Origin of the sequence: Stenotrophomonas sp. (assembly GCF_032061965.1) — a bacterium.
GTDB lineage: Bacteria > Pseudomonadota > Gammaproteobacteria > Xanthomonadales > Xanthomonadaceae > Stenotrophomonas.
Genome location: NZ_DAMBEF010000043.1, coordinates 1 through 26,558 on the forward strand (window position 1 = coordinate 1; position 26,558 = coordinate 26,558).

24 protein-coding genes are annotated in these 26,558 nt (G+C 65.5%); 17 read left to right on the forward strand and 7 right to left on the reverse strand.

Features of this window, described 5'->3' with window-relative positions:
- The coding region (locus RT460_RS16635) for a dicarboxylate/amino acid:cation symporter (protein ID WP_313320468.1) at nucleotides 1-1,223 on the reverse strand (1,223 nt) is incomplete at its 3' end.
- Between the two features lie 230 nt (nucleotides 1,224-1,453).
- Here RT460_RS16635 and RT460_RS16640 point away from each other — a divergent pair.
- A complete protein-coding gene (locus tag RT460_RS16640; RefSeq protein WP_313320470.1) occupies nucleotides 1,454-4,108 on the forward strand; it encodes a PAS-domain containing protein in 2,655 nt (884 codons plus the stop codon).
- A gap of 104 nt (nucleotides 4,109-4,212) precedes the next feature.
- Here the strand turns inward: RT460_RS16640 and RT460_RS16645 are convergent, their stop codons facing one another.
- Nucleotides 4,213-4,887: a response regulator transcription factor gene (locus RT460_RS16645; protein ID WP_313320471.1), complete on the reverse strand. Its 675-nt coding sequence runs from the start codon at nucleotides 4,885-4,887 to the stop codon at nucleotides 4,213-4,215.
- A gap of 111 nt (nucleotides 4,888-4,998) precedes the next feature.
- On the opposite strand from RT460_RS16645, the gene RT460_RS16650 reads away from it, so the two are divergent.
- From RT460_RS16650 to RT460_RS16685, 8 genes are all read left to right on the forward strand, one after another.
- Nucleotides 4,999-6,150 (forward strand): porin, encoded by a 1,152-nt coding sequence (locus RT460_RS16650; protein WP_313320472.1) that lies wholly within the window; start codon nucleotides 4,999-5,001, stop codon nucleotides 6,148-6,150.
- Between the two features lie 124 nt (nucleotides 6,151-6,274).
- Nucleotides 6,275-7,540, forward strand: a complete 1,266-nt coding sequence (locus RT460_RS16655; protein ID WP_313320474.1) for an amino acid deaminase — start codon at nucleotides 6,275-6,277, stop codon at nucleotides 7,538-7,540.
- A 16-nt stretch (nucleotides 7,541-7,556) separates the two neighbouring features.
- Entirely contained in the window at nucleotides 7,557-8,912 is a 1,356-nt protein-coding gene (locus RT460_RS16660; protein ID WP_313320476.1) for a gluconate:H+ symporter, read from the forward strand.
- Between the two features lie 2 nt (nucleotides 8,913-8,914).
- Nucleotides 8,915-9,790 carry a MurR/RpiR family transcriptional regulator gene (locus RT460_RS16665; protein ID WP_313320478.1) on the forward strand — a complete coding sequence of 292 codons (876 nt, stop codon included), beginning with the start codon at nucleotides 8,915-8,917 and terminating at the stop codon, nucleotides 9,788-9,790.
- Between the two features lie 3 nt (nucleotides 9,791-9,793).
- Nucleotides 9,794-11,233: a D-aminoacylase gene (locus RT460_RS16670; RefSeq protein ID WP_313320480.1), complete on the forward strand. Its 1,440-nt coding sequence runs from the start codon at nucleotides 9,794-9,796 to the stop codon at nucleotides 11,231-11,233.
- 30 nt (nucleotides 11,234-11,263) lie between these two features.
- Nucleotides 11,264-11,662, forward strand: coding sequence for a RidA family protein (locus tag RT460_RS16675; RefSeq protein ID WP_313320482.1), 399 nt, complete (start codon nucleotides 11,264-11,266; stop codon nucleotides 11,660-11,662).
- 261 nt (nucleotides 11,663-11,923) lie between these two features.
- Nucleotides 11,924-13,129 carry a sodium/glutamate symporter gene (gene gltS, locus RT460_RS16680; protein WP_313320484.1) on the forward strand — a complete coding sequence of 402 codons (1,206 nt, stop codon included), beginning with the start codon at nucleotides 11,924-11,926 and terminating at the stop codon, nucleotides 13,127-13,129.
- A gap of 51 nt (nucleotides 13,130-13,180) precedes the next feature.
- Nucleotides 13,181-14,455, forward strand: coding sequence for an FAD-dependent oxidoreductase (locus RT460_RS16685; protein ID WP_313320486.1), 1,275 nt, complete (start codon nucleotides 13,181-13,183; stop codon nucleotides 14,453-14,455).
- 3 nt (nucleotides 14,456-14,458) lie between these two features.
- Here RT460_RS16685 and RT460_RS16690 read toward each other — a convergent pair whose 3' ends face one another.
- Entirely contained in the window at nucleotides 14,459-15,715 is a 1,257-nt protein-coding gene (locus RT460_RS16690) for a flavohemoglobin expression-modulating QEGLA motif protein (protein ID WP_313320488.1), read from the reverse strand.
- 28 nt (nucleotides 15,716-15,743) lie between these two features.
- A complete protein-coding gene (rsgA, locus tag RT460_RS16695) occupies nucleotides 15,744-16,841 on the reverse strand; it encodes a ribosome small subunit-dependent GTPase A (RefSeq protein ID WP_313320490.1) in 1,098 nt (365 codons plus the stop codon).
- Nucleotides 16,842-17,099: 258 nt separating this feature from the next.
- Here rsgA and RT460_RS16700 point away from each other — a divergent pair, with 258 nt between their 5' ends.
- From RT460_RS16700 to RT460_RS16715, 4 genes are all read left to right on the forward strand, one after another.
- Nucleotides 17,100-18,371, forward strand: a complete 1,272-nt coding sequence (locus RT460_RS16700) for a pyridoxal phosphate-dependent aminotransferase (protein ID WP_313320492.1) — start codon at nucleotides 17,100-17,102, stop codon at nucleotides 18,369-18,371.
- Nucleotides 18,372-18,380: 9 nt separating this feature from the next.
- Entirely contained in the window at nucleotides 18,381-19,019 is a 639-nt protein-coding gene (locus RT460_RS16705) for an SGNH/GDSL hydrolase family protein (RefSeq protein ID WP_313320494.1), read from the forward strand.
- Nucleotides 19,016-19,714, forward strand: a complete 699-nt coding sequence (locus RT460_RS16710) for a methyltransferase domain-containing protein (protein WP_313320496.1) — start codon at nucleotides 19,016-19,018, stop codon at nucleotides 19,712-19,714. The genes RT460_RS16705 and RT460_RS16710 overlap by 4 nt, the downstream gene beginning before the upstream one ends.
- A gap of 78 nt (nucleotides 19,715-19,792) precedes the next feature.
- The gene (locus RT460_RS16715; RefSeq protein ID WP_313320498.1) at nucleotides 19,793-20,122 is read left to right on the forward strand and encodes a DUF6172 family protein; all 330 of its coding nucleotides are present in this window, start codon (nucleotides 19,793-19,795) and stop codon (nucleotides 20,120-20,122) included.
- Nucleotides 20,123-20,336: 214 nt separating this feature from the next.
- Here the strand turns inward: RT460_RS16715 and RT460_RS16720 are convergent, their stop codons facing one another.
- Both RT460_RS16720 and RT460_RS16725 read right to left on the reverse strand, forming a co-directional pair.
- Nucleotides 20,337-21,593, reverse strand: a complete 1,257-nt coding sequence (locus RT460_RS16720) for a DEAD/DEAH box helicase (RefSeq protein WP_313320500.1) — start codon at nucleotides 21,591-21,593, stop codon at nucleotides 20,337-20,339.
- A 41-nt stretch (nucleotides 21,594-21,634) separates the two neighbouring features.
- A complete protein-coding gene (locus RT460_RS16725; protein ID WP_313320501.1) occupies nucleotides 21,635-22,414 on the reverse strand; it encodes a polysaccharide deacetylase family protein in 780 nt (259 codons plus the stop codon).
- A gap of 60 nt (nucleotides 22,415-22,474) precedes the next feature.
- Between RT460_RS16725 and grxD the strand changes: the two genes are divergently transcribed.
- A complete protein-coding gene (gene grxD / locus RT460_RS16730; protein WP_313320503.1) occupies nucleotides 22,475-23,401 on the forward strand; it encodes a Grx4 family monothiol glutaredoxin in 927 nt (308 codons plus the stop codon).
- A 256-nt stretch (nucleotides 23,402-23,657) separates the two neighbouring features.
- On the opposite strand, the gene RT460_RS16735 is transcribed toward grxD, so the two are convergent.
- The gene (locus tag RT460_RS16735) at nucleotides 23,658-24,197 is read right to left on the reverse strand and encodes a DUF924 family protein (protein WP_313320505.1); all 540 of its coding nucleotides are present in this window, start codon (nucleotides 24,195-24,197) and stop codon (nucleotides 23,658-23,660) included.
- Between the two features lie 249 nt (nucleotides 24,198-24,446).
- Here RT460_RS16735 and RT460_RS16740 point away from each other — a divergent pair, with 249 nt between their 5' ends.
- The 3 genes from RT460_RS16740 to RT460_RS16750 all read left to right on the forward strand — a co-directional run bounded on the left by RT460_RS16740 (nucleotide 24,447) and on the right by RT460_RS16750 (nucleotide 26,475).
- Nucleotides 24,447-25,388, forward strand: coding sequence for a DegV family protein (locus RT460_RS16740; RefSeq protein WP_313320507.1), 942 nt, complete (start codon nucleotides 24,447-24,449; stop codon nucleotides 25,386-25,388).
- 67 nt (nucleotides 25,389-25,455) lie between these two features.
- Entirely contained in the window at nucleotides 25,456-25,794 is a 339-nt protein-coding gene (locus RT460_RS16745; protein WP_313320509.1) for a hypothetical protein, read from the forward strand.
- 3 nt (nucleotides 25,795-25,797) lie between these two features.
- The gene (locus RT460_RS16750; RefSeq protein WP_313320511.1) at nucleotides 25,798-26,475 is read left to right on the forward strand and encodes an ATP-binding protein; all 678 of its coding nucleotides are present in this window, start codon (nucleotides 25,798-25,800) and stop codon (nucleotides 26,473-26,475) included.
- The last annotated feature ends 83 nt before the right edge of the window (nucleotides 26,476-26,558 follow it).

Consider the following 26,558-nt stretch of genomic DNA (forward strand, 5'->3'; position numbering starts at 1 on the left):
ACCGTGGCCACGGCATTGCCGATGAAGTTGGTAAGCGAGCGGCACTCGCTCATGAACCGGTCCACGCCCAGGATCAGCGCCATGCCGGCCACCGGCACTTCCGGCACCACCGCCAGCGTGGCCGCCAGCGTAATGAAGCCCGCACCGGTCACCCCCGCTGCGCCCTTGGAGCTGAGCATGGCCACCAGCAACAAGGCGATCTGGTGCCCCAGGGTAAGGTCGGTATTGGTGGCCTGGGCGATGAACAGCGCCGCCAGGGTCATGTAGATGTTGGTGCCGTCCAGGTTGAAGGAGTAACCGGTGGGCACCACCAGCCCGACCACTGACTTGCTGCAGCCTGCCTTCTCCATTTTTTCCATCAGCGAAGGCAACGCGGACTCCGATGAGGATGTGCCCAGCACCAGCAACAACTCCGCCTTCAGGTAGCGGGCCAGCTTGAGCACAGAGAATCCGCACAGGCGGGCCACGGCGCCGAGGATGACCACAACGAACAACAGCGAGGTCAGATAGAACGAGCCCACCAGCCAGGCCAGGTTGACCAGCGACCCCACCCCGTACTTGCCGATGGTGAAGGCTATGGCACCAAACGCACCGATCGGCGCGGCCTTCATCAGGATGTGCACCAGCTTGAACACCGGCGCGGTCAGCGACTCCAGAAAGCCCAGCACCGGTCGGCCCCTCTCGCCCACCATCGCCAGCGCGATGCCGAACAGAACCGCCACGAACAGCACCTGCAGGATGTTGTCACCGACAAAGGGACTGACCAGCGTCTTGGGAATGATGTCCAGCGCAAAGCCCACCAGGGTGAGCTCATGCGACTTCTGCACATAGCCCTGCACTGCGCTCTGGTCCAGGTCCGCCGGATTTATGTTCATGCCGGCACCGGGCTGCACCACGTGCGCCACCACCATGCCCACCACCAGGGCCAGCGTGGAAAAGAACATGAAATAGACCATTGCCTTGGCAAACACCCGGCCCACGCTGCGCAGATGGGTCATGCCCGCAATGCCGGTGACGATGGTCAGGAAGATCACCGGGGCGATGATCATCTTCACCAGCTTGATGAAAGCGTCCCCCAGGGGCTTGAGCTGCTCGGCAAAGGCCGGCTGGAAATGGCCCAGCAGCACGCCTAGAGCAATTGCAACCAGCACCTGCACGTACAGCTGACGGTAGAACGGCAGGCGCACATGGGCCTGGGCGGCGGGCGTGGCGGAAACGTGCATGGTCACCTCGTCGGGAGTCGCTACGGCCGCTGTTGTACGCGCCGCCTCTGCCGGTGCCGATAACGCATTGGTACTACTTAGTTCTTTGGTATTACGCCGGCATTTGGACACAACCCACCGCTCATGCTTCCGATAGAGTCGCTGCTACGCCCAGTTGGAGTGGCTCCCGGACCACGCGATCACGCCACCGTGCTGGTGCCGCCCCGCCGTTCTGCGTGACCATCGCAACCATGCCCCTGACCCGTCCCGTCCGCCGCCAGTTCCGCCGCCTGCTGTTGCCGCTGGCCACGCTGCTGGTGATCGGCGTACTGACCTGGTTGGCATTGCAGCAGCTGGAGCAGCGCAATCTGCAGGCGGAGGCAGCACAGGCGCGCACCCAACTACGCCTGCACGCGGATGCGCTGCAAGCCTTGGTCGAGCGCTATCGCGTATTGCCCGCCGTGCTGGCGCTGGACCCGGATATCCGCGCGGCGCTGGCACAACCTGGCATCACTGCGGCCGAAGCCACCCAGATCAACCTCAAACTGGAGCAGGTGAACGGTGCCGCCGCCACCTCCACGCTCACCCTGCTCGACCGCAATGGCCTGGCGCTGGCGGCCAGCAACTGGCGCATTCCGGGGGCCAGCAACGTCGGCAATGCCTATCACTTCCGCCCGTACTTTCAGGATGCGATCCGCGACGGCAGCGCAACCTTCTATGCCGAAGGCGTCACCACGGCGGTGCCCGGCTATTTCCTGTCCGAAGCGGTACGTGATGCCGAGGGCAAGCCGATCGGCGTGGTGGTAGTCAAGCTGGTGCTGCGGCCGCTGGAGCGGACCTGGGCCGGAAACGACGAGACGGTCTTCGCCACCGACGCCAACGGCGTGGTGTTCCTGTCCAGCCGCCCGCAGTGGCGCTACCGGGTATTGGCGCCCTTGCCGGCCACCACCCGCGAACAGCTGCAACGCACCCGGCAGTACGGCCGGGTACCGCGCCAACAACTGCCGTATCGCTCCAGCCAGACACTGACCGCCGGCGTTCAGCGCGCCCGCATTGCCGACACCGGCGACATGATCTGGGTATCACAGGCCCTGCCAGCACAGGACTGGACCCTGCATCTGTTGCGTCCCACCCAGCCCGCCGTTGCCGCCGCCCGCATTGGCGCTGCCGCCTTGGCAGCAGTCCTGGCGATGCTGGCCCTGCTTGTCTATGTGCTGTGGCAACGGCGCCGGCTGGCACTACTGCGCGAACGCAGCCGCCAGGAGCTCGAGCGCATGGTCAAGCACCATGCCCAGGAGCTGCGCACCGCCCATGATGGCCTGGTGCAGGCTGCGCACAGTGCCGACTACGGTGAAAGCCCCAGCCTGCAGCACCTTCCCCAGGGCGTTTGCGTGGTCGACGCGCAGCTCAACCTGGTAGCGTGGAATCGGCGCTACATCGAGCTGTTCCGCTTCCCCCCGGATTTCATCCGCGTGGGACGCCCGATTGCCGACGTGTTCTTCTACAACGCCAAGCGCGGCCTGCTGGGTCCCGGCCCCATCGACGAAGCCATCGAGCGTCGCCTCAACCATCTGCGCTCGGGCAAGCCGCATATGCACGAACGCGAGCGCAGCGATGGCAGCGTCATCGAGATCCGTGGCAACCCGCTGCCCGATGGCGGCTTTGTCACCAGCTATGCCGACATCACCGCCTACAAGAACGCCGCACGCGACCTGCGCTCACTGGCCGACACGCTCAGCCGGCGCATCGATGAACGCACCCATGACCTCGCCCTGGCCAAGCGCGACGCCGAGGACGCCAACCAATCCAAGACCCGCTTTGTCGCCGCCGCGGTGCACGACCTGCTGCAACCACTCAATGCCGCACGCATGTTCGTGTCGGCGCTGCGCCTGCGCCTGCCCGATGCCGACGCACGCGCCATCGTCGACAACGTGGACAATGCGCTGGCAGCCCAGGACGGCATCCTCAACAGCTTGCTGGATATTTCACGACTGGAATCCGGCGCGCTGGAAACCCAGGTGCGCGATTTCGCCATAGGCCCACTGTTGCAGGCATTGGCAAACGAGTCCGGCATCCAGGCCGCCGCGCGCGGGCTGCGCCTGGACCATGTCGCCACCACCCAGGTGGTCCGCAGCGACCCTGCCCTGCTGCGCCGCATCCTGCAGAACTTCCTGTCCAATGCGATCCGCTACACCCGCAGCGGGCGCATCCTGATCGGCTGTCGACGCGCGCAGGGGCAGCTGCGCATCGAAGTGCACGATACCGGGCCCGGCATCGCCGAAGCTCGCCAGCGGGAGGTGTTCGAGGAATTCCACCGTCTGGACAACGTGGGCAACAGCGAGCGCGGCGCCGGCCTGGGCCTGGCCATCGTCGAGCGCATCGCGCGGCTGCTCGGCCATCGTGTCGGCCTGCGCTCGACCATCGGTCGCGGTAGCAGCTTCTCCATCACGGTGCCGCTGGGCGATGCCAGCTTGGTATTGCCGCAACCGGCGAAGGCTCCCATCACCGATGAGACCGTCAGCGATTCATTGCTGAGCGGCTGCCGGGTCTGGTGCGTCGACGATGACAGCCGCGTCAGGCTCGCCACCCGCGTGCTGCTGGAACGCTGGGGTTGCCACGTCCTGCTGGCAGGCGGTCCCGACGAAGCGCTGGCTGCCGCCAACCCCGCCAGCGTGCCCGACGTGCTGCTGCTGGATGTCCGCCTCGGGCCGATTACCGGCCCGGAACTGTTCCCAGAGCTGGCCCGGCGCTGGGGCCGCGCCCCGGCAGTGATCCTCTACACCGCCGAGCAGGACCCGGCCCTGCGCGAGCTGGCCAACAGCCATGGCTGGGGCTTCCTGTCCAAGCAGGCACGCAGTTCGGCACTGCGCTCGTTGCTCACCCACCTGTGCCAACGCACCCGCTGACGGGCACTCGACCATCGTGGCATCACGATGATCGCCGACCGTCGCACAGGGATGGCATGGCTGTCGAACGATGGCCGCGCCGGTTTGCAAGGGCCGTCGGCACCTCAATGTCCGCCTTTGGCATCAGCCAGAAAGGCCGCATCCGCATCGGCCTCCGGTTCCAGTGCCTTGACCAGCAACGCGGCCTGGGTGCGGCTGTTGCAACCGAGCTTTTTCAGGATCGCGGTGACATGCACTTTCACGGTGTTCTCGGCCAGACCAAATTCATAGGCGATCTGTTTGTTGAGCAGGCCATCGGCGACGCTCAGCAATACCCTGAACTGCTGCGGCGTCAGCTGCGCCAATCGCGCTGCCAGCAGCGCATCCTGTTCCGAGCGTTCCACCGCCAGGGGCGGAAAGCAGGTGTCGCCCTCCATCACCGCGGTCACCGCGGTGCGGATGCTCTCCACCGGCGCCGACTTCGGGATGAACCCCGCCGCGCCAAACTGCTGCGCACGCCGGATGACCCGCGGGTGATCGTTGGAGGAAATGATGATCACCGGAATATCCGGGCGCTCGCCGCGCAACCACACCAGCGAGGAGAACCCGCGCGCGCCCGGCATGGTCAGATCCAACAGCACCAGGTCGACGTCCGCATGCTGCTGCAGGGTCTCGGTCAGCGCTGACACGCTGGCGACCTCCAGCGTCTGGCCGATCGCCACCTCTTCGCGCAACGCATGCAACACCGCTGCACGGAACAGCGGGTGATCGTCGGCTACCAGGACCTTGGCCAGGTTCATGTCCGCAGTGTGGCATGCAGCTGGCGGAGCCGCCCTAATACCAATGCACTATTTGAACGTCCCCTCTGGCTGACTATGGTCCGGCTCGATCCCTACGCCAAGGCCCTCTGGATGCTCATCGCCCGCCTGTGCAAGTCCCCGCTGCCGCTGCTGGTGCTGTTGGCCATCCCTGCTGCCGCGCAGGCCGAAGATGCCGCCAGCATCAAGTTCAGCGGCCGCCTGTACTACGACGTGGCACGTTTCGACAACGACGGCCGTGGCAAGCCCGAACGCGACAACGATGACCTGCGCGCGGCGTGGTTGGCCGCGTCCGGCAAGCTCTATGGCTTCGACTACAAGATCGAAGGCGACTTTGCCGGCCATCGCCCGGTGGCGCGCGATGTCTATCTTGCGCGCAGTTTCGGCACCACGACGGTCACCCTGGGCCAGTTCAAGCAGTACTTCACCCTGGATGACCGTGCCAGCGCCAACCACATCCCCACCATCGAGCGCAGCTGGCTGGCACAGGCGCTGGCACCGACCTACCGGCTGGGGCTGGGCGTGAACGGCTACGACCGGGGGGTGTTCTGGAGCGGCAGCGTGTACAGCCTGGAAAGCATCGACGCCTGGAAGGTCAAAGGCCGGGGTATCGGTGGCCGCGCCGGCTATGCGCCGTGGAGGGATGCCGGGCGTGTACTGCATTTCGGCGCATCGCTGGCCCGCGAAAACTACGACAATCCTGGCACCGAGGGTGCGGCGGCGTTGCGCATGCAGCCGCGGACGGCAGGTTACTTTGGCGACAACAGCCGCCTGAACCTGTTCGACTTCCATGACGGCCACGACGTCACCGCGAAGAAGTTCGGCCTTGAAGCTGCCGGCGTGTACCAGAGCGTGGCGTGGCAGGGCGAATACGCGGGCGCCCGCTACGACGGCGGCCAGCAGCAAGCCAAGGTGCGCTCGGCTTACCTGCAGGGCAGCTGGCTCATTACCGGTGAATCGCCCAGCTACGACGCCAAGGCCGGCCGTTTCGTCCAGCTCAAGCCGGCGCGCAGCAGCGGCGCCTGGGAGCTGGTGGCCCGCTACGACCACATTGAAGGCCAGCAATGGCCCAGTACCCGCACCGACCTGTCTGCAGAGGCGTGGACCGTCGGGGTGAACTGGTACGCCCAGAAGCACTTCCGGGTGATGCTGGACTGGACCGACAGCCGCCGCCGTGATGAACTGCGCGACAGCCTGCTGGACCACACCGGCACCCTCGCCGCCCGCGCCCAGATCGACTTCTGAGACCGCTTGGCCCCGCATTTCCGCAGGGCGCAATCGCGCGGAAGAAAATAATTTTCATAATTCCCCACCTGTGATACACAATAGGTCGCCCTTTTCGGGCATGACTTAGACATAGCGGCGGGGAATGCAGGAAAATTACTTTCAGAAAAGCACACTCCTGATCGGCAAAGGCCTGCCCGCAGGGGGGCCCTGGACGCCTGCTGCGCTGGCGCAACACCGTCCCGCCCTGCTGGATGAGCAGGTCAGCCTGCCGGCCGCAGTACTGTCGCAATCCGCGCTCCTGCACAACCTGGCGTGGATGCGCGAATTCGCCCAGGCCTATGGCTGTCACTTGGCGCCGCATGGCAAGACCACGATGAGCCCGGCCTTGTTCCGCATGCAACTCGATGCCGGGGCCTGGGGCATCACCCTGGCGACCGCCGCCCAGACCGTCGCAGCGCATGCCGAAGGCGTGCAGCGCGTCCTGCTTGCCAACCAACTGGTGGGTAGAGGCAATTTCGACCAGGTCGCCGACCTGCAGGCACACGATCCCGACTTCTGGTTTGCCTGTGTTGTCGATTCGGCAGCGAACGTCGCCGCACTGGGCGCCTACTTCGCCGCGCGCGGCCAAACCATCAAGGTGTTACTGGAAGTCGGCGCCGACGGTGGCCGCACCGGCGTACGCGATGCCAGCCAAGCCGATGCCGTCCTGCATGAAATCGCACGCTGGCCCGCATCCGTGGCACTGGTAGGCGTCGAAGTCTACGAAGGCGTGGCTGCCGACGAAGCCGGCGTACGCGCCGTCCTGCAGCGCGCGCTCGCGCAGTGGCAGGCCATCCGCGCGGCGAGCGGCTTCGCCCAACTCCCCGCCATTCTCAGTGGTGCCGGCTCGGCCTGGTTCGATCTGGTCGCCGAAACCTTTGCGGTCGTGGCCAAGGACAGCGATGCCCAGGTGGTGCTACGCCCCGGTTGCTACCTGACCCATGACGTGGGCGCCTATCAACAGGCCGCCAAACGGATCGAGGCCAGCAACCCCGTGGCACGCAGGATCGGCAGCAGCCTGCGGCCGGCACTTCGGCTGTGGGCTTACGTGCAATCGCGCCCCGAGCCCGGCAAGGCGATCATTGGCCTGGGCAAGCGCGATGCCGCCTTCGACGCGGGCTTCCCGGTAGCGGCACTGCACTATCGGCCCGGCACCGGGACGCCGGTCGATGCGCCTGCGCATTGGAAGGTCACCGCAATGATGGACCAGCACGCCTTTTTGCAGGTGCAGGACGAAGACGCGCTCGAGGTCGGGGACATGCTGTGCTTCGACATCTCCCATCCCTGCCTGACCTTCGACAAATGGCGCCACCTGTTGGTGGTTGATGACATGCACCGCGTTGTCGGTGCCGTTTCCACGCAGTTCTGACCGTATCGGGCCCGGCATGACCCACGGAAACCTGCTGTTGATCTACGCCACGCTGTCGATCCTTGCACTGATCGTGCTGATCGCCCGCTTCCGGCTCAACCCGTTCATCAGTGTCACCCTGGTCTCGGTCGGCCTGGCCCTGCTCGCCGGCATGCCGGCACCGGAAATCCTGCCCGCCTACGAACAAGGCGTCGGCAAGACCCTGGGCCATATCGCCTTGATCGTCGCGCTGGGCACCATGCTCGGCAAGATGATGGCCGAGTCCGGTGGTGCCGAACGCATCGCACGCACCCTGATCGCCCGCTTTGGCACCCGCAACGTGCACTGGGCGATGATGCTGATCGCCTTCTGCGTTGGCCTGCCGATTTTCTTTGAAGTCGGCTTCGTGCTGCTGATCCCCATCGTGCTCAACGTTGCCCGCCGCACCGGTGTGCCGCTGCTGCTGGTCGGCCTGCCGATGGTGGCGGGCCTGTCGGTGGTTCATGGCCTGGTGCCGCCGCACCCGGCCGCCATGCTGGCCGTCAACGCGTACGGCGCCGATGTCGGCCGCACCGTGTTCTATTCGCTGTTGGTCGGGCTGCCTACCGCCGCGCTGGCGGGGCCGGTGTTCGCCAAGTTCGTCGCGCCGCGCGTGCAGTTGCCCGCCCACAACCCGATGGAGGCTGCGCTGCTGGACGAGGGCCATGGCCGCATCCCCGACGATCAGCTGCCGAGTTTCGGCATCACCCTGGCGACCCTGCTGCTGCCGGTTGCACTGATGCTGCTGGGCGGCTGGGCCGACCAGATCGCCACGCCGGGCTCGGCCCTGAATCACGGGCTGCGCTTCATCGGCCACTCGGTGGTAGCACTGCTGCTGGCCACCTTGATGAGTTTCATCACGCTCGGCCTGATGCGTGGTTTCAGCCGCGAGCAGATCCTCAAATTCACCCAGGACTGCCTGGCGCCCACCGCCGCGATCACCTTGCTGGTCGGCGCCGGTGGCGGCCTCAATGGCATCCTCGTGCATACCGGCGTGGCGTCCGAGATCATCGCCCTGTCCCAGCGCTTCGAACTGTCCCCGCTGCTGATGGGCTGGACCATGGCTGCGCTGATGCGGGTAGCCACCGGCTCGGCAACCGTCGCCATGACAACCGCATCCGGCATCGTCGCACCCATCGCTGCGGCGATGGGCTATGCCCATCCGGAATTGCTGGTATTGGCCACCGGCGCCGGCTCGGTGGTGTTGTCACACGTCAATGACGGCGGCTTCTGGCTGGTGAAGGAATACTTCAACATGACCGTGGCCCAGACCTTCAAGACCTGGACCATGCTTGAAACTCTTATTTCCGTCGTCGCCCTGATGTTGGTGATGGCCCTTTCCCTGGTGCTTTAAGCATGTCCCAGAACACCTTCGATATCGTCTACGAGCTGCGTCAACGCCAGCACGAGTTCAGCCCGGTCGAGGCACGTATCGCCGCGGCCATCCTTGCTGACGTGGACGCCGCTGCCCAATACGGCGTCAGTGAGCTGGCCGAGCGCGCGGAAGTCAGTGCCGCGGCGATCTCGCGCTTTGCCAAGGCGCTGGGCTGCGATCACGTGCGCGAACTGCGCGCGCGCCTGGCGTCGGCCAGCGCAGTGGGCAAGCGCTTCCTCGAACAGCAGAACGCGCCGCCGGTATCGGCGCTGTATGCGCAGATCTGCGACGACATCCAGGAAAGCCTGCGCCACAACATCGCCAACCTGAAGGAAGACGTGGTGCAGGACCTGGCCGAGGCGCTGTGCCAGTCACGCATGGTCCATATCTTCGGCCTGGGCGGCTGCTCCACGGTTTTTGCCCAGGAACTGCAAAGCCGGTTGGTGCGCTTCGGGCGTCCGGTATCAGCCTGCAGCGACGCGCTGATGATGAAGATCATCGCCGCGACACTGGGGCCAGAAGACCTGGTTATGGTGCTGTCGGTCAGCGGCATCACGCCCGAGATCGTGTCGGCCGTGGATATCGCCCGCACCTACGGCGCGCGCATCGGCAGCGTCACCCAGGCAGATACCGCGCTGGCCGAACGCAGTGACTGGCTGTTGCCGATCCAGATCGAGGAAACCGACTTCGTGTTCAAACCCTCCGCATCGCGCTACGCAATGATGCTGGCCATCGACGTACTGGCCACCACCACCGCACTCAACGACGCCAATGCCAACCACGAGCACCTGCGCCGCATCAAGCTGGCACTGGACCGCCACCGCGGCGGTGACTCCCGCCTGCCGCTGGGTGATTGATCGATGCATGAGGTAGTGATCCGCGGTGCGCTGGTATTCGATGGCAGCGACAGGACCGGCGAGGTGACGGACGTTGCCATCGACAATGGCTACATCAGCGCCATCGGCACGCTGGCAGATGCCGCCGCCGGCACGACCATCGATGCACGGGGTTTGGCGCTGGCACCGGGCTTCATCGACGTGCACACGCATGACGACATCGAAGTCATCCGCAACCCGGCCATGCTCAGCAAGCTGTCACAGGGGGTCACCACCGTCGTGGTTGGCAACTGCGGCATCAGTGCCAGCCCCGTGCGCATCCACGGTGAGGTGCCGGACCCGATGAACCTGCTCGGCGATGCCGCGGACTTCAGGTTCGCGGATTTCGCCAGCTATCGCATGGCAGTGGAACACGCTGCGCCTGCGGTCAACGTGGCCGCCCTGGTCGGCCACACCGCGCTGCGCCAGAACCATATGGACAGGCTGGACCGTGCCGCCAGCGAAGCCGAGATTGCCGCAATGCGCGCGCAGCTGCGGCAAAGCCTGGACCAGGGAGCACTGGGGCTGAGCAGCGGTTTGGCGTATGCATCGGCGTTCCATGCGCCTGCCAGCGAGGTGGAGGCATTGGCGCTGGAGCTGCCCGAGGACGGGCTGTATGCCACCCACCTGCGCGACGAATTTGCCGGCGTGCTGGATGCGATGGAAGAGGCCTTCACTGCAGCGCGCGCACCGCAGGCCAGGGTGCGTGTCTCCCACTTGAAGTGCGCGGGTATCGACAACTGGGGCCGCAGCCAGCAGGTGCTTGAATGCCTGCAGAACGCCGCGCGCCAGCAGGACGTGGCCTGTGACTGCTATCCCTACGCGGCCAGCGCGTCCACGCTGGACCTGAAGCAGGTCACTGATGCCTACGACATCCTGATCACCTGGTCCGATCCGGAACCTGATCAGGGCGGACGCTTGCTGGCCGATATTGCTGCCCACTGGCAGATGTCCCTGCACGATGCCGCCATCCGCCTGCAGCCGGCTGGCGCGGTTTACCACGGCATGGACGAAGCCGACGTCCGCCGCATCCTCAGCCATCCGTTGACCATGATCGGCTCGGACGGCCTGCCGCGTGACCCACGGCCGCACCCGCGGCTATGGGGTACCTTCCCCAGGGTGCTGGGCCACTACGCCCGCGATGAGAAGCTGTTCCCGCTGCATACCGCCGTACACAAGATGACCGGCCTGCCTGCCTCGCGTTTTGCCATGGGCAAGCGCGGCTTCATCCGCCAGGGCTGGTGTGCCGACCTTGTGCTGTTTGATCCGGCCCGGGTCCGCGACACCGCCAATTTCCACGATCCGGTGCGTGCGGCCGAAGGCATCGCCTCGGTCTGGGTCAACGGGCGCCTGGCCTATGACGGACAAACCGTCCTCGCCCACAGCGGTCAATTCATCACCCCGCAAGCCAGCCCTGCCGGCTGATTGCAATCCGAACCAAGCAAGGAGACACCCATGAGTGATATCAAGCGCTACGGCGCCGAAGGCGGCGTCGGCCAGGGCAAGCAGCACATGCCGTTCTCGCGCGCGGTCGAAGCCGATGGCTGGCTGTATGTCTCCGGACAGGTGCCAATGCGCGACGGCGAGCTGGTCGCAGGCACGGTCACCGAGCAAGCGCATGTGGTGATCGGCAACGTGCTGGCCATCCTGGCCGAGGCCGGGTACGGCCCCGAGCACGTAGTGCGCTGCGGCGTATGGCTGGATGACGCACGCGACTTTTATGCCTTCAACGGCGTGTTCAAGCACTACTTCGGCGAACACCCGCCGGCACGCGCCTGCGTGGAGAGCCGCATGGTGGTGGATTGCAAGGTGGAAGTGGACTGCGTGGCCTACAAGCGCCCGCTGCGCGACTAAGCTGCATCTGTAGATGCCGAGCCTGCTCGGCATGGATGCCGGAATGCGCGCCCTGCCTGGCATGGCGCGGCACTACAGCTGGGATTGCGCGATTGGTTGTGACGGAAACAAGCCTGGCGTCGCGACATATCCCGCCCTGCCGGTGCTGGCAAGAACGTTGGGCTTGTTGCTCATGCCCAACCAGTGCCAATAGGCCCGGTTGCCATGCTTCGGCTTGGACGGCACAGTCGGGGCTGACGTTGAAGCAAGGTACCTGCCCCGATGATCCATCTTGACGCCGTACAGACGGTCGCCTTTGCCGGCCTGACCCTGTTCGCCGGCTACGCCTTATGCCGCGCCATCCCGTTCTTCCGCCGCTACAACCTGCCCGAGCCGGTAGTCGGTGGCCTGCTGGTGGCCTTGGCGGTGTGGTGGGCACATGGGCAGCAGACAACCCTGTTCGAGCTGGATACCACGCTCAAGACGCCCCTGATGGTGGCCTTCTTCACCACCTTGGGCATCAATGCCAGCGTGCGTTTGCTGCGCGTCAGCGGCAAACAGGTGATGGTGTTCCTGCTGATCGGCAGCCTCTTCGCGGTGCTGCAGAACCTGATCGGCATCAGCGTGGCCAAGCTGTTCGGGCTCAACCCGATGTTCGGCGTATTGGCCGGTTCGGCCACGCTCACCGGCGGCCCGGCCACCGGCCTGGCCTTTGCCGGGCATTTCGAGCAGGCCGGCCTGGTAGGCGCGGAGAGCCTGGCCGTGACGGCGGCAATGGCCGGCATCATCTGTGGCGGCCTGGTAGGTGGCCCGGTGATCACCGTGTTGATGCAGCGCTTCAAGGTGCCGCATCCCACCCAGAAGGCCACCGACGCGCAACTGGCGGAGGACGAAGCGGTAATCGTGCGCTACCCCAGCGAATCAGCGCGCGAGTTCGACGCGCTCAAGAGCATCGTGGTCCTGCTGATGGCCATGTGGCTGGGCGTATGGGTCGGCAAGGGATTCGAAGGCCTGGGCCTGACCCTGCCGACCTATATCGGCGCCATGCTGGTGGGCGCGGTGATCCGCAACATCGATGACTACACCGGCTGGATCAAGCTGTCGGTACCCACCACCGACCTGATCGGCAACATCTGCCTTGCCCTGTTCCTGGCCATCGCCCTGATGGACCTCAAGTTGTGGGAGTTGGCCGGCATGGGCCTGCCATTGCTGGTCAACCTGATCATCCAGGTCGCCGTGGTGGCGCTGTTCGCGGTGCCGATCTACTGGCTGATGGGGCGCGACTACGACGCCGCGGTGATGGGCGGTGGCTTCATCGGCTTCATGCTGGGTACCACCGCCAATGCAATGGCGGTGATGCGGCGCCTGGCGCAGCGTTACGGGCCGGCGCCGCGTGCCTTCCTGGTCGCGCCGCTGGTGGGAGCGTTCTTCATCGACTTCATCAACGCGCTGATCATCACCGGCTTCCTCAACTTCTGGCCGCACTGACGGTCGGTTCCGTGCGCCATACCCGCGCCGCGCGCGCGGGTTGGCGCGACAATGCATACCTCCCCACATCCAACTGCTGCACTGATGACCGCCACCGCTGCGCCCTCCGTTTCCTCTGGCCCTGAGCTGATCGTCATCGGCGCCGGCGTGGTGGGGCTTGCCACCGCCTATGCCGCGGCGCGCCGGGGGTGCTCGGTGCTGCTGGTAGACCGCAACAGCGGCCCCGCACTGGGCACCTCCTTCGCCAACGGTGCCCAGCTCAGCTACGCCTACACCGATGCAATGGCTGGCCCGGGCACCTGGAAGCAGCTGCCGGAAATGGCATTCGGCCGCAATGGACCATTCCGCACACGCTGGTCGGCTGATCCGGGTTTTTTGCGCTGGGGCCTGTCCTTCCTGCGTCAGGCAAGTACCGGCGGCCTGCATCGCAATACCCTGGCCACGCTGGAGCTGGCACTGGAGTCACGCCAGGCCATGCTCGAGTTGCTGCAACAACACCCCATCGAGTTCGACCACGCCGTCTCCGGCAAGCTGCACCTGTATCCCTCGCCCGAGGGCATGCAGGGCGCTGCGGCGATGATCGCCCTCAAACGGGCCAGCGGCGTCCAGCAACGCCTGGTGGATGCGGCCGAAGCCAAGACCATCGAGCCCGCCTTGCGCGGTGCCCCCTGGCTGGCTGGCGCGGTGTACTCGCCCGATGAGGAAGCAGGCGATCCCTACCGCTTCAGCCAGGGGCTGCTCGAGGTACTGCAGCAACACTACGGCGTGCAGACGCGGTTTGATTTCCCGATCCAGTCACTGCGCCGCATGGATGGGCAGTGGCAACTGCAGGCGGGCAATGCTGACGTTCTGCGCGCGCCACGGGTGGTGGTCTGCGCCGGCATCGACAGTGCCGCCCTGCTCAAGCCGCTGCACCAGCGCGTGCCGGTGATGGCGATCAAGGGCTATTCGTTCACCGCGCCCTGCGGCGCCAATGCACCGCACGTCAGTATCACCGACACCAAGCGCAAGCTGGTGTTCTGCCGCTTGGGCGATCGCATCCGCGTGGCCGGCCTGGCCGATCTCAACGATTGGAACCCGACGCCCGAGCCGGCACGACTGGCGCAATTGATTGCCCAGGCGCGCGCATCGCTGCCCGAGGCGGCCGACTACGACCACATCCAGAGCAGTTGGGCAGGTTTGCGCCCGGTCACCCCGTGGTCTTCGCCGATCATTCGCAACCTGGGCGACGGCCTGGCCTGCAACATCGGCCACGGCATGCTGGGCTGGACCCTGGCCATGGGCAGCGGCGAACGTGCGGTAACGCAACTGCTGGACGCCAGTTGAGGCCTATTCGCCGCTGATCTGATCCATGCGGATACGGTTGGCAAACAACGAGAACGCCAAGGCACCGGCCAAGCCATTGGCGCGGTTGATCCACTGCGGCAACCAACGCGGCGGTGCCAGCACCCCGGCCTCGAACAGCGGCGTCAGCGCCTGCGCATCATCCAGCGTCATCTTGCCGGCAAACAGCCAGCGGCAGGTCTGCAGTTTTTCATCGCGCAGCATCTGGCGGAAGAAGGTATGCACCGATACCAGCCCGCGCAGATACACGGTGTCCTTGGTGAACGCCGCACCGCCGGTCGTCGGCACGCCACGGAACACGCGCTGTGCCGAAGAAAAGCTCTCCTCCGCCGTCTGCCCCGCACCGCGGAAGTAATTGAACACCTCGATGAAATCCGCGCCATCGCGCGCCATCGCGATCGCCTCGATGCGCAGGCTGATGCGCTTGAGCCGCTGGATGTCGATGCTGCCGGTGATCTGCTCGGCGAACGTGGCCAGGCCTTCCTGGGTAGCGGTGATGCGCGGCGACGACAACCCAAGGCTGGGCAACACCACCTGATCGCGGCCGTTGAGCGCAGTCAGCGAGTGCACCAGCGCTTCATGGTGATACAGCTGGGCACGGTCGTAGGCGCTGAAACTGGCACTGGTGCGCAGACGGATGCGGGTGGCACCTGCAGCGGCCTTGGCGATCAGTTCCGGGTCCAGTTCCACCGTGATCATGCGCCCGGCGAAAAAGTCGTCCAGGTCCCCCTGCAGCTGCAACTGCAGCGCGATGGCCGATACCGGCACCTGTTCTTCCGGGGCCAGCAGTTCGTGGTCCAGCTCCTGTGCGATCTGGATGAAGTGACGCGCCGCTTCGCGCGTGGTCGGGCCATTGCCCGGCATCGGCTGCTCGGGCACCCCGAACAGATGGGTGGAAAAGTGATCCACCGCCGAAGTGCCCAATACTTCCAGCAGGCCCGCTGCCAGGTCCCAACTGCGCGCCGAATCGTGGATATAGCTGCCCAGCGGATGCGAGGTGTCCACCTGTGCCATCACCGCCGCCAGTTCGCGCCGCGCATCGCTGAAGTCCAGCTTCGGATACGCCACCTGCGGCAGCACCGGATTGCCACGGGCTACGCTGGCAAGGAACGGCGCCTGCTTATTGGCGGGCCAGCTGGTGAGGCTCAGCAGGCGGATACCTTTCACCGCAGCCACCATGCGCGCATCCAGCGCGGCGTGATGGGCGATCTCCGGATCGTTATGGATGACTGCGTTGTCCATCGACCACCTCACTGATCTGGATGGCGCCTCAGCGCCGCTTGCCCTTGCCTACCGGACGCCATTGCGTACCGCGGCTGGTTTTCTTGCGTTCGGTGGATTGTTCGGCCTGGCGCTGCGCCAGCTTGGCTGCAGCCAAGGCCACCTCCTCGCGCAGCTTGAGGTAGCTCTCCAGCCGGCTTTCATCGATGTCGCCACGTTCAATGGCTTCCTGTACCGCACAACCGGGTTCAGCGTGATGCGAGCAATCGCGGAACTTGCACTGCGTGGTCAGCTCCTCGATATCGGCAAAGCCGCCCTCGGCCAGGGTTTCCTCGCCGGTGGGCTTGAGCTCGCGCATGCCGGGCGTATCGATCAGGCAGGCGCCATACGGCAAGGGCATCAGTGCGCGATGGGTGGTGGTGTGGCGCCCCCGCGAATCGCTGCCACGTACCTCGTTGGTCTTCATCCGGTCCTCGCCCAGCAACGTGTTGGTCAAGGTGGACTTGCCCGCGCCAGAGGAACCCACCAGCACCACGGTATTGCCCGGGCCCAGCCACGGCAGCAGTGCGGCCACGCTGTCCGGGTCCTTGCCATTGATCGCCAGCAAGGGGATCTGTTGTGCAGCCAGGTCTTCCAGCACCGCCAAGGCATCTTCGCTGTACTCGGTCTGGTCGGCCTTGGTCAGCACCACCACCGGTGCTGCACCACCACCGCCCACCAGCAACAGATAGCGCTCGATGCGACGCGGATTGAAGTCGGCGTCCAATCCACAAACGATGAAGACGGTGTCGATGTTGGCTGCAATCACCTGCTGGTGGTAATGCTCACCCGCGGCACCGCGCTTGATCGAGGTATGCCGTGACAGCAACGCGACGATGCGCTTGCCGTCCAACAGCACCCAGTCGCCCACCGCTGCCCGCTCATGGCTGGGGAACCGCGGCCGCTGCCATTCAGGTGGCGACTCGGTCTTGAGGCTGGCATCCGGCGCATCGGCAACAACATAACCGGAGCGATGCTGTTCGATCACCCGCCCCGGGCGCGCCTGCGGATGGGCGGCAAAGGCGGCCTGCCATGCCGGGTCCTCGGGCGGACCGGGCCAGGGCCAACCAATATGGCGGAGCGAATCGAAATCAATGGAATCTGTCATTGGCTAATTCTATAAGAGCTGGGATTGGGGGATCGGGATTGGGGATTGGGCAAAGCCAGAGCCAGAGCCAGAGCCAAAGCCAGAGCCAAGGCAGAGCCTGAGCCCCTCCCTGCGCTGCGCGCAGGGAGGGGGCTTGGCGCGCTTGCCTTGCTTTTGTCTGTAACCAATCGCCGATCCCGATTCCCCGCTCCCCCCTCGCCCCGCAACGCAACAATTCAGATAACATGCGAAATCCATGCCCTTGATGGCCCTGAGAAAATGTCAAGCCCTGTCAAACCGCTAGCCACCCGTGAACGCCTGTCCGAAGTCCGCTACGAGATCCGTGGTGAACTGGCGCGGCGAGCGCGTGAGCTGGAGGCGCAGGGCCGCAAGCTGATCAAGCTCAACATCGGCAACCCCGGCAATTTCGGCTTCCGCGCGCCAGAACATCTGCAGCACGCCATCGCCGATGACATGGGCCGCACCGACCCGTACACGCACCAGCAGGGCCTGCCGGTTGCCCGTGAAGCCATTGCGGCGGCCTACGCCCGCCGCGGTGCACCCGGTGCCGTGGCCGATCGTGTGTTCCTCGGAAATGGCGTGTCCGAGCTGATCGACCTGTCGCTGCGCGCCCTGCTCAACCCGGGCGACGAAGTGCTGGTGCCCTCGCCGGATTACCCGCTGTGGTCGGCGGCGACCATCCTCAACGACGGCCGCCCGGTGTACTACCGCTGCCGCCCGGAAAACGGCTTCCTGCCAGATCCGGTGGAGATGGAAACGCTGGTGTCCTCCCGCACCCGCGCCATCGTGCTGATCAACCCCAACAATCCGGCCGGTGCCAGCTATCCGCGTGAGCTGCTTGAAAAAATCGTCGCCGTCGCGCGCAAGCACAACCTGTTGCTGCTGGTGGACGAGATCTACGACCAGATCCTCTACGACGGTGCGCAGTTCCAACCGGTAGCGCCGCTGGCAGGTGACCACCCTTGCCTGACCTTCAGTGGCCTGAGCAAGGTGCACCGCGCCTGTGGCTGGCGCGTGGGCTGGATGCTGCTGTCCGGTGCCGGTGAGCAACTGGGCGAGTTCCGTGCCGCGCTGGACCTGCTCAGTGCCCTGCGCCTGTGCGCCAATGTGCCTGGCCAGTACGCCATTGAAGCCGCGGTCAACGGCCCGGACACCATCACCGAGCTGTGCAGCCCCGGCGGCCGCCTGTACGAGACCCGCCGTGCGGTGATCGAGGCCTGCGCCGCCAGCGAACACCTGTCGCTGGTCACGCCGGCTGGCGCGCTGTACGCGTTCCCGGCCGTGGTCGGCCCGGCCGCACAAGGTTTTGACGACCACGACTTCGCCCTGCAGCTGATGGAAGAAGAAGGCGTGCTGGTGGTGCCCGGCTCCAGCTTCAACGTGCCTTATCGCAACCACTTCCGCGTCACCCTGTTGCCGGAGGCCAGCGTGATGCGCGATGTATTCGGCCGTATCGACAAGCTGTTGGCGCGTCGCGCCGAAGCTGTCACCAAGGTCGTGCAGTTGAAGCCGCGCAGCGCAGCGGGCTGACCTGTCTTGATGAGCGATAACACGGCCACCCAGCGTTATCTCGCCCTTGGCGACTCCTACACCATTGGTGAAGGCGTACCGGCGCAAGGCACCTGGCCATTCCAACTGGCCGCTGCGCTGCGCACACAGGGCATTGCGCTGGAAGATCCACAGGTCATCGCGACCACCGGCTGGACTACCGACGAACTGGCCGCGGCAATCGATGCGGCCGCGCCACAAGGGCCCTACGCCCTGGTCAGCCTGCTGATCGGGGTCAACAACCAGTACCGCGGCCGTCCGCTGGCCGAGTACCGGCAGCAGTTTGAACAGCTGCTGCAGCGCGCGATCGCGCTGGCCGGCGAAGACCCGCGCCGGGTCCTCGTATTGTCCACGCCGGACTGGGGCATCACTCCTTACGCGCAGCAGAATGACCGCGATGCGGGCCAGGTCGCGCGCGAGATCGACGACTTCAACGCGGCCGAACAGGCCTGTTGTGGCGACTATGGCGTGGCCTATGTCGACATCACCGCAATCAGCCGCGATGGCGGCGATGCGCCGGCCATGCTGGTCGATGATGGCTTGCACCCTTCCGCGCTGATGTACCAGCGCTGGGCGCAGGCAGCACTGCCAACTGCCGTGCAGCTATTGCAGGCGGCGCCGGACGCGTGACGGCAACCACGCAGCCCCAGGCCTTGACCGGCGATGCTGCCCGGGCGATTGCTCGGGCATTCGCTCCAGAGCGTCCTTGGGGCAACCGTTGGGACTACTACTACACCTTGGGAAAGCTGCGCAGCGACCCGCTCTATCCCGGCGTGCTGGCCGCGCTGCGGGGCACCCGAGCGCCGGTGCTGGACCTGGGCTGCGGCTTGGGCTTGCTTGCCCATGCACTGCGTCACGACGGCCAGCAGATGCTCTACCACGGCGTCGACAACGACGCGGCCAAGATTCATCGTGCCGGCAAGGTCGCCGCGCGCAGTGCCTTGAACGCCAGCAGCTTCGAGGTCATGGACCTGGCGAGCGGCATGCCCGACCACTGCGGCAGCGTGGCCATCCTGGACGTACTGCAATACCTGCCGGCGCCCGCCCAACAGGCCTTGTTGCGCAGCGCTGCGGCCATGCTTGCTGACGATGGCCGACTGGTCATGCGCATGGCGCTGGCCGATACCAGCCGCCGTGGGCGCATTTCCCGCATTGGTGATCGTGCAGCCAACCTGATCGGCTGGATGCAGTTCCGCCCACGCCATTACCCGGACGTAGATCAACTACGCGCCTTGCTGCAGCAATGCGGGCTGCGCACCAGCATCACTCCGCTGTACGGCAGCACGCCTTTCAACAACTGGTTGCTGGTCGCTGAACGCGATTGAGCCACGGCGTCCCCGTTTACGCGGATAATTACCCCATTCCCTGCCGGCCCACCGGGCTGGCGCAGCAACGAGATTCCCGTGAAGAAGACCTACCTCCTCGCCGTCGAAGGCAAGCACCCCGACCGTCTGCTGGAAGCCAGCAAGCACGACATCCGCAAGTACACCAAGCGTGAGCGTGGCAAAACCCTGCCGGCCGGCGCGGATACCTGGGGTTTCGACAGCAAGCTGGGCGTGGACGAAGCCTCTGCCAAGCCGGTCGCATATGACGCGCTGTTCCGCGCGATTGATGCGCTGGTTGCGGCGGGCAATACCCAGTTCTACGTCGAAGTACTGAGCAAGCCGGCCAAGCGGACCCCGCGCCCGGCAGCCGAACCGGCACCGGCCGCCGAAACCGACTTCGAAGATTGATCGCCGAAGCACGGTAGTGCCGAGCCATGCTCGGCAGCGCAGTGCGCCGCATGTAGTGCCGAGCCATGCTCGGCAGGAGCTTGCCCGGTAACGCCTCAGCCGAGCATGGCTCGGCTCTACAGGTGAAGCCTCAGCCGAGCATGGCTCGGCTCTACAGGTGACGCCTCCGAGCATGGCTCGGCTCTACCCAAAGCGGCCCCGCCCTGTGCCGCGGTCAGGAGCCGGCTTTCTCCGCTGCGGCTGCCCGCGCCCTGTCTTTCTTGCTGGGCCGGCGGCCCTTGATGCCGCCCTTGTCATCGGCCACCACGCTTGCCGCCGGCGCTGCCTGCGTCGGCTCAAAGCCTTCAAGCACCACGGTGGCGCTGTCCAGCCCATGCCGTTTGCAGATCAGGCGCCAATGCGGCAACGCCGCCGAATCGACAAAACTCACCGCCAAGCCTTTTTCCCCTGCCCGCCCGGTACGGCCGATACGGTGCAGGTAATCGGCCGGTGCACGCGGCAGGTCATAGTTCACCACCACCGGCAAGCGCGCGATGTCGATGCCGCGCGCCGCCAGATCAGTCGCCACCAGCACCCGCACTTGGCCATCCTTGAAATCCTGCAGCACGCGGAAGCGGCGGCCCTGCGACAGTTCGCCATGCAGGGCTTGCGCATTGATATCCGCCTTGCGCAGCAGGCTGGCCAAACGGTCACCGTCACGGATGCTGCCAACAAACACCAACACCTGTTGCCACTGCGGGTCTTCCAGCAAGGACAGCAGCAGCTCGGCACGCCGAGCGCTATCCACATGGAAGGTGCGCTGTTCAATGGCCGGCGCCGACTGCTCGCCGATTTCCAGACGCTGCGGCTCATGCAGCCCCGCCGCCGCGAGGGCTTCGATATCCTCAGCGAACGTGGCTGAGAACAACGCGGTCTGCCGCTTTGCCGGCACCTCGGCCAGGATCTGCCGCAGCTCATCGCCGAAACCCAGTTCCAGCAGGCGGTCGGCTTCATCCAGTACCAGCAGCTGCACCTGCTTCAACGACAAGGCGTTATGCGCCAGCAGGTCCAGCAAGCGCCCCGGCGTGGCCACGACGATGTCGGCACCGCCACGCAGCGACATCATCTGCGGATTGATCGACACCCCGCCGACCGCACAGACCAGATGCGGCCGGCGCGGCAACTCGCGCCCCAAGGTGGTGAACACATCGCTCACCTGCAGCGCGAGTTCGCGGGTCGGCACCAGTATCAGCTGCGCCAGAACGCGCGGTTTGCGCGGCGTTGCCATGAAGAAGCGCTGCAGCGCCGGCAGCACGTATGCGGCGGTCTTGCCCGAGCCGGTGGGCGCCAACGCGACCACGTCGCGCCCCTTCACCAGCAAGGGCAGGGCCTGCCGCTGGATGGGCGTGGGTTCACCGTAACCGGCCTGCTGCAGCGCCTGCTGCAAGGCAGGCAGCACATAGGGGGAAAGGCCGAGATCGGAAAAAGGCATGCGGGGTCCAAAGGTTCCGCCAGCGTGGCGGGAGGCGGAGTCTACGCCGATCCAGCCGGCAGACGGGCACGCAGGCCGCGCGCGTGCAACTGCTGCAGCACCGCGGCGATGATGGCGGGGTTGTGGCCGTGGGCAGCGCCTTCATGCAACAGCACGATCGCGCCGGGCTGCAGGTCAGGCGCAAGGCGCTCCAGCACCTGCTCGGGCGTACAGCCCACCCCATCGTAACCACGCGCGCTCCAGCCCACCCGGGTCAGGCCATGACGCTTGAGCGCGGCGGCCACAAACGGGTTGGTCATGCCCACCACCGAGCGGTACCAGCGCGGTGCACTGCCGGCGATACCGGTCAGCACCTGCTGGCAACCGCCGATTTCGCTGGCCAATTGGCCGGGACCCAGTGCCCAGAACCTTGCCTGCGGATGCGAATGGCTGTGGTTGCCCAGGCCGTGACCGCGCCGCAGCACCTCGCGCACCAGCTCCGGACGGGCCTGCGCGCGTTCACCCACCATGAAAAAGCTGGCCTTGGCGTCGTGGGCATCGAGCAGATCGAGGATCACGAGGGTTTCGTCGGAGGGGCCATCGTCGATGGTCAGCCACACGTCCCGGCCCCGTAGCCGGCTCAGCACCGGGGCATAGAAGCGGCAGTTCGGCAGGAACACGGGCACCACGAACAACGCGTGGCTGGCCAGCAGCAGCGGCAGTCCCCAGGCCCAGCCAAACCGCCACCACACCACCACCACCAGTAGCTGTGAGGCCAGCAGCCACGGCAGCCAGCGCCACGGTCGTACAGGAATGCGATGCAGGGTTTCCGGGACAGTCATTCCCCATGATGCCATGCAGCGTAGAATTGCCGGGTCTACGACCACCCATACGAGTTCACGATGTCCCTGGACCCCGCCCTGCGTTCGCGCATTGAATCCATCCTCGGCGCCGACCGCGTCGTCCTGTTCATGAAGGGCCAGCCAACCATGCCGCAGTGCGGTTTCTCGGCCAAGGCCGTTGGCGCCTTGCAGGACCTGGGCGTCGAGTTCGCCCATGTCAACGTGTTGGCCGACCAGGAAATCCGTGAAGGCATCAAGGCCTATGGCGACTGGCCGACCATTCCGCAGCTGTACGTGGACGGCGAGCTGATCGGCGGCAGCGACATCATCCTGCAGATGGCCAACAGCGGCGAGCTGAGCAGCCTGCTGGGCGTTGCCGCACCGGACCGCACCCCGCCGTCCATCACCGTGACCCCGGCTGCCGTGGAAATGCTCAAGGGCGCACTGGCCGACGCCCCGGGCGCCGCCCTGCAGCTCAGCATTGATGCCAGCTTCCAGCCGAACTTCCAGCTGGCGCCGTTCGATGCCAACGCCATTGCCGCCGAATCCAATGGCCTGCGCGTGCAGTTCGACCCGTCCAGCGCGCGTCGCGCCGAAGGCATCACCATCGACTGGGTCGACGACATCCGTGGCCAGGGCCTGGCGATCAACAACCCGAACGCGCCCAAGCCCGTGCAGGAACTGGATGTACGCAGTGCGGACGACCAGTTGCGTGCCGGCGCCATCACCCTGGTGGACGTGCGCCCGGCTGACGAACGCGCCATCGCCTCCATCAACGGCACCTACGAGACCTTCGACGCAGGCAACCGCGAGCGTCTGGAAGCCCTGCCCAAGGACACCGCGCTGGCCTTCCTGTGCCACCGTGGCGGCCGCAGTGCACAGGCTGCCGAGCAGTTCCGTGCGCTTGGCTTCAGCAATGTGTTCAACATCACCGGCGGCATCGAAGCCTGGGCCGATGAAGTGGACAACAGCGTCGCCAAGTACTGAGCCACGCGTTCAAGCCCAGAAAAAACGCCGGCAATGCCGGCGTTTTTTTGTATCTATCCCAGCGCCCGGTCTCGGGACGCTGAAGGCAGCACCAGCGTAGCCCGGGTAAGCGCAAGCGCACCCGGGGAAACAGGTAGACCGCGATGCTGCCGACCACATGCCACCCGCCCCGGGTGCGCTTGCGCTTACCCGGGCTACGTCATTGGCTGGTGAGGTTGCCGCCTGCATCCCATCCGGGAGCCCGGGGCGGCGAGGATCAACCGGCAAAGCCACCTTCGGCCAGGAAATGCAGCTCTTCCGGCGTCGGGATGCGGCCCAGCACCGCGTTACGGTGCGGGAAGCGGCCAAAGCGGCGGATGATGTCGCGGTGCAGCTCGGCGAACTTCAGGTATTCCAGGTCGCCCAGCACCTCGAACATGGCGACCGAGCGGTCCTGGTCGTGCGGGTCCTCGGAATGCTCGAACGGCAGATAGATGAAGGCGCGCAGCAAGGGCGGCAGTTGGCGGTCCAGCCCTTCCTCGATGGTGCGCATGGCGTAATGCCGGGCCAGGCCATCAGTGGCGTAAGAGTGGGCCGAGCCACGGAAGCAGTTGCGCGGGAACTGGTCCAGCAGGATCTGCAGCGCCAACGCGCCGTCGGCGGTGTGCAGCCAGTCTTCGCAGGCACGCCGCGCAGCTTGATGGTGCAGGGATTCAAAGCGTTGCCGGAACTCGGCATCGAACGCCTCATTGCGCTCGAACCAGCGCTGCGGGCCCGCCGCGCGCCAGAACTCAACTACCGATTTTTCCGTTTCCATTGCAACTCCCAAGGCAACCGCCGACTTAAGGGCGGTCCCATCCCCTACCCAGTACCTTCACATTATGGGCGTTGCCCGCCCTCGCTTGGGAGTTAGCTTAATGGCCGGCCCGCCGGCTGGATATGAGCAGAATGTGAAATCCGTCCACCTGTTCTGCGAAGTTGGGCACACAATAGCGCCACCCAGTGTGCAGATTTGCGATAGGGTTCTTAACTTCAAACAACTGTTGGGCCTTGAGGGGGGCACTGCATGCGTATAGGAATTGTGGTCGATTCGGCCTGCGATCTGCCCGATGGCTATCTGCAGGACCATCAAATGGTGCTGCTGCCGATCAGCGTGCGCATCGGCGATACGGTATTACCCGACAACCGCGACGAAGCCGCCACCTTGGCTTTCCTGCAGGGCCCCCTGATCGCCCAGGGCGCCGAAGCCGAAACCATCCCCTACACCGCCGAACAGATCCGTGATCTGTTCCTGCAGCGGCTGGTCACCGATTTCGACCAGGTCTTCTGCATGACCATCACCCGCACCCGCAGCCCGCTGCATGACAACGCGGTGCAGGCCAGCTACGCCATCCTCAACGAGTACAAACCCATCCGCCAGGCGGCTGGCTACAACTCGCCCTTCAGCCTGCGCGTGATCGACACCCAGAACCTGTTTGCGGCCCAGGCAGTCAGCGCGGTGGAGGCGGTGCGCCTGCGCGACAGCGGCGCCACCGTGCCGCAGATGCGCGAGCGGCTGGAATACGTGGCCGGCAACGTGCATGGCTACATGGTCACCCGCGACCTGTACTACATGCGCGCCCGTGCCCGTCACAAGGGCGACCGCAGCGTTGGCTTGTTCAGCGCAGCGCTGGGCAGCGCCCTGGATATCAAGCCGGTGCTGCATGGCTATCGCGGCAATACCGAGCCGGTGGCCAAGATCAAGGGCTTCGACAATGCCGTGCAGACCCTGTTCGGCTTCGTTGGCAAGCGGGTTGCCGCCGGCCTGATGACGCCGGTGGTATGCGTGAGCTACGGCGGCCCACTGGACGAGCTGCGCGCCCTGCCCGGCTACGCCCAGCTGCGGCAAACCTGCGACAGCCATGGCGTGCAGCTGATGGAAGCGGTGATGAGCCTGACCGGCATGGTCAATGTCGGCAAGGGCGCGGTCACGGTTGGATTCGCCGACGGGCCGCATACCTTCGGCTGAGCCGATGTTGTGGACGACACCGCGACACCCGCCGCGCTAGGCTGGTGTCCCTCCAAGGAGTTCCGCCATGACCGTGCATTACTCGATCTCGCTGCCCGACCCGGCCAAGGCCCGCGGCGCAGACCCGCGCCTGTCGTTCACCGCCAGCGGTGCCGACGCCTTCGCCGAACAGCTGCAGGCTGCCCTGCGCACGTCGGAATTGTTCGAGCGCTGGAAGGCCACCCAGGACGAGCCGGAGGATGTCGACCCCGGCCTGGGCGCCACCGATCCGCAGGCCACCGTGACCGGCGAACAAGCCGACCTGCGCATCAACCTGGTCGCCAGCACCAGCTTGTCGGGCGATCTGTTCAAGCAGCGCATGCGCTGGCTGGCCGGCAACAATTGGGAACTGCGCGACGTACGCTGAGCCATGGCCACACCGGTTCTGTTGTCCTGGAGCGGCGGCAAAGACGCCGCCTGGGCGCTGCATGAGCTGCAGCAGCGCGATGACACCCCTGTCGTCGCGCTGCTGAGCACCCTCACCGAAGGCTATCAACGCTCCTCCATGCAGGGCGTACGCCATGAGGTACTGCTGGCCCAGGCCGATGCCGCTGGCCTGCCGCTGCTGGAAGCCTGGATACCACAGGCTTGCGACAACACGGTCTACATGCAGGTGATGACGGAAGCCCTGCAACAGGCACAAACGCGCTTTCCCGGGGTGGCGACCATCGCCTTCGGCGACCTGTTGCTGGAAGACATCCGCCAATGGCGCGAACAGCAATACACCGGCTTGGGCTGGCAGACCTTGTTTCCGCTGTTTGGACGCGACACGAAAGTACTTGCCGGGCAGATGATCGACCAAGGCCTGGAAGCGCAGTTGTGCTGTGTGGATACCCGGCAACTGGATGCCACTTTCGCCGGCCACACCTATAGCCACTTTCTGCTTGATGCACTTCCCGCTGGCGTGGATGCCTGTGGAGAAAACGGCGAGTTCCATACCTGTGTCAGCGCCGGCCCGATGTTCCGCACACCATTACAGCTGCAGCAAGGCGATACCGTGTTACGCGACGCCCGCTATGCCTATACCGATTTCAGCGTGACCTCCTAGCCGGATCACAGAAAAGCGCGATTACTCCGTAGTGCCGAGCCATGCTCGGCAGAGGCCCCACCAGCAATGCCACTGTAGTGCCG

What these genes read in the sequence shown, in the direction of transcription:
- RT460_RS16705 (WP_313320494.1), top strand. Translation starts at nt 18,381, where the DNA reads ATGAGCGATAACACGGCCACCCAGCGTTATCTCGCCCTTGGCGACTCC.
- RT460_RS16670 (WP_313320480.1), top strand. Translation starts at nt 9,794, where the DNA reads ATGCATGAGGTAGTGATCCGCGGTGCGCTGGTATTCGATGGCAGCGAC.
- RT460_RS16645 (WP_313320471.1), bottom strand. Translation starts at nt 4,887, where the DNA reads ATGAACCTGGCCAAGGTCCTGGTAGCCGACGATCACCCGCTGTTCCGT.
- RT460_RS16690 (WP_313320488.1), bottom strand. Translation starts at nt 15,715, where the DNA reads ATGGACAACGCAGTCATCCATAACGATCCGGAGATCGCCCATCACGCC.
- RT460_RS16740 (WP_313320507.1), top strand. Translation starts at nt 24,447, where the DNA reads ATGCGTATAGGAATTGTGGTCGATTCGGCCTGCGATCTGCCCGATGGC.
- RT460_RS16675 (WP_313320482.1), top strand. Translation starts at nt 11,264, where the DNA reads ATGAGTGATATCAAGCGCTACGGCGCCGAAGGCGGCGTCGGCCAGGGC.
- RT460_RS16660 (WP_313320476.1), top strand. Translation starts at nt 7,557, where the DNA reads ATGACCCACGGAAACCTGCTGTTGATCTACGCCACGCTGTCGATCCTT.
- RT460_RS16640 (WP_313320470.1), top strand. Translation starts at nt 1,454, where the DNA reads ATGCCCCTGACCCGTCCCGTCCGCCGCCAGTTCCGCCGCCTGCTGTTG.
- RT460_RS16720 (WP_313320500.1), bottom strand. Translation starts at nt 21,593, where the DNA reads ATGCCTTTTTCCGATCTCGGCCTTTCCCCCTATGTGCTGCCTGCCTTG.
- gltS (WP_313320484.1), top strand. Translation starts at nt 11,924, where the DNA reads ATGATCCATCTTGACGCCGTACAGACGGTCGCCTTTGCCGGCCTGACC.
- RT460_RS16735 (WP_313320505.1), bottom strand. Translation starts at nt 24,197, where the DNA reads ATGGAAACGGAAAAATCGGTAGTTGAGTTCTGGCGCGCGGCGGGCCCG.
- grxD (WP_313320503.1), top strand. Translation starts at nt 22,475, where the DNA reads ATGTCCCTGGACCCCGCCCTGCGTTCGCGCATTGAATCCATCCTCGGC.
- RT460_RS16665 (WP_313320478.1), top strand. Translation starts at nt 8,915, where the DNA reads ATGTCCCAGAACACCTTCGATATCGTCTACGAGCTGCGTCAACGCCAG.
- RT460_RS16655 (WP_313320474.1), top strand. Translation starts at nt 6,275, where the DNA reads ATGCAGGAAAATTACTTTCAGAAAAGCACACTCCTGATCGGCAAAGGC.
- RT460_RS16725 (WP_313320501.1), bottom strand. Translation starts at nt 22,414, where the DNA reads ATGACTGTCCCGGAAACCCTGCATCGCATTCCTGTACGACCGTGGCGC.
- RT460_RS16650 (WP_313320472.1), top strand. Translation starts at nt 4,999, where the DNA reads ATGCTCATCGCCCGCCTGTGCAAGTCCCCGCTGCCGCTGCTGGTGCTG.
- RT460_RS16750 (WP_313320511.1), top strand. Translation starts at nt 25,798, where the DNA reads ATGGCCACACCGGTTCTGTTGTCCTGGAGCGGCGGCAAAGACGCCGCC.
- RT460_RS16745 (WP_313320509.1), top strand. Translation starts at nt 25,456, where the DNA reads ATGACCGTGCATTACTCGATCTCGCTGCCCGACCCGGCCAAGGCCCGC.
- RT460_RS16700 (WP_313320492.1), top strand. Translation starts at nt 17,100, where the DNA reads ATGTCAAGCCCTGTCAAACCGCTAGCCACCCGTGAACGCCTGTCCGAA.
- rsgA (WP_313320490.1), bottom strand. Translation starts at nt 16,841, where the DNA reads ATGACAGATTCCATTGATTTCGATTCGCTCCGCCATATTGGTTGGCCC.
- RT460_RS16685 (WP_313320486.1), top strand. Translation starts at nt 13,181, where the DNA reads ATGCATACCTCCCCACATCCAACTGCTGCACTGATGACCGCCACCGCT.